Below are 2,067 nucleotides of genomic sequence, written 5' to 3'. Positions count from 1 at the left end.
GAGAGGGTAACTAAAATGTGAAGTTTAGGAGCCGATTTTTCGACCCCTAAATATTAATCAGACCTTCTTTAACTACGCGCTTTTCTTAATATCTTTCATCGCTAGTGCAGAAGCTGGCGATACATAAGCGTATCCAAGTGCTTCAGCGACGGGTTCGTTAGTAACCATGCCTTTGTGGACGTTAAGCCCCTCGAGTAAATGTGCGTTTTCTGTCAGCGCATGTACGCCTTTGTTTGCCAATGAAATCGCGTATGGAAGTGTCGCATTGGTCAATGCAAAGGTTGAGGTTCTAGCGACACCGCCAGGCATATTCGCTACACAGTAGTGAACAATGCCATCTACCTCATATGTAGGGTTTTCATGCGTTGTTGCTTTTGATGTTTCGAAACAGCCGCCCTGATCAATCGCGACATCCACCAAGACAGCGCCTTTCTTCATGTCTTTAAGCATGTCGCGGGTAATGAGCTTAGGAGCTGCTGCGCCAGGAATCAGCACGGCGCCGACCACTAGGTCTGCGTTTTTAATGTGTTTTTCGATTGCATCTGCGGTGCTGTATACAGTGTTCATTTGCGAGCCGTAGATGTCATCAATTTGCTTCAAGCGTTCAATGCTACGGTCAAGGATAGTTACGTTAGCGCCAAGTCCAGAAGCCATACGAGCTGCGTTTAGACCTACAACTCCGCCACCAATGACAACCACACTTGCAGGTTCTACGCCCGGAACGCCGCCGAGTAGCATGCCATTACCGCCTTGTGCTTTCTCAAGAGTATGCGCGCCGGCTTGGATAGACATGCGGCCTGCTACTTCTGACATTGGTGCAAGTAAAGGTAGGCCGCCTTTGTCATCGGTAATTGTTTCGTATGCAACTGCTGTCACGCCAGATTTTAAAAGAAGTTCAGTTTGCTTTGGGTCTGGAGCCAGGTGTAGATATGTGAAAAGAAGCTGATCTTCTCGAAGGAGCGCGCATTCTTGTGGTTGAGGCTCTTTTACTTTGATAATCATTTCAGCTTGCGCAAACACATCTTCTGCAGTCGCTACAATTTGTGCGCCTGCCGCAATATATTGCTCATCTTCTAAGCCAATGCCGGCGCCTGCACTTTTTTGCACAATAACAGAGTGGTTGTTTGCGATAAGCTCTTTTACACCCGCTGGCGTTAAGCCAACGCGGTATTCGTGATTTTTAATCTCTTTTGGTACACCGATAAGCATGTTCTCTCCCTCTTGATTCGTGTCATGTTCAAATACGAATAATGTTAGAGAAGAACGAACAGAATTATCTTCTTAATTGTAGCTTGAAAGAAAATTTTTCAGGCTAACCGTCTGTTATTTATATTTTTATTGGATATATGTTCTTTATTATTTAATTTGAGAAGCATGTAATGATTTTATTAGATCGATAAATCTAAGGTCTCTTTGACTTGCTCCATCACTACATAAGACGTTGATTCTAAGACTCCAGGTAAGGTTAAAAGTGTTTCCCCCAGAAAAATTCGGTAGGCATTCATATCGTTTACTCGCGCTTTGATTAGGTAGTCAAAGTTACCCGACACTAAGTAGCACTCTTGCACTTGTTCAAGTGCTTGGGCCGCAGCATTGAAGCGTTTGAAAATATCGTCACTGGTTCTGTTCAAGCGAATTTGAACAAACACTAGTAGAGATGCGCCTAAGGCTTCTGGATCGAGCTGAGCGTGATAACCTTTGATGATGCCCTCGCGCTCGAGCTTTTTTACACGTTCAAAGCATGGCGAACTAGACAAGCCTACGCGCCGCGCCAGTTCAGCAAAACTAATACGCGCATCGTTTTGTAATTCGCGCAATATTTTTAGGTCGATCTTACTGAGCTGCATGATTAATCTCCTTTATTCATTGGGTCATGAAGTCTATTTTAGATGATTATGCCAAAGAATGGATATAGTGCAGAATAAATGGCTGAAACATCTAAGAAGTGAAGATGAAACGTACACATCCTGAGAGGCAAGAAAATTGTATTTATTTGTAAATCGGATTTCAAAAATTGCTAGTAATAGCAGTTATTAAACGGCTAATTATTCGAATATATCTTTCAAT

General features: G+C 43.3%; 2 protein-coding genes. Both read right to left on the bottom strand.

Annotated features, from left to right (window positions below; genetic code table 11):
* Window positions 1–72: 72 nt before the first annotated feature.
* A complete protein-coding gene (gene ald, locus A3738_RS18015; protein ID WP_068478120.1) occupies window positions 73–1,209 on the bottom strand; it encodes an alanine dehydrogenase in 1,137 nt (378 codons plus the stop codon).
* A gap of 179 nt (window positions 1,210–1,388) precedes the next feature.
* Complete coding sequence (locus A3738_RS18010; protein WP_068481781.1) at window positions 1,389–1,847, bottom strand: winged helix-turn-helix transcriptional regulator; 459 nt, start codon at window positions 1,845–1,847, stop codon at window positions 1,389–1,391.
* Window positions 1,848–2,067: the final 220 nt, after the last annotated feature.

The sequence above is a fragment of the Oleiphilus sp. HI0066 genome (genome assembly GCF_001635725.1).
The sequence above is the reverse complement of the archived record's forward strand: the minus strand, read 5'-3'. Positions and strand labels throughout refer to the sequence as shown.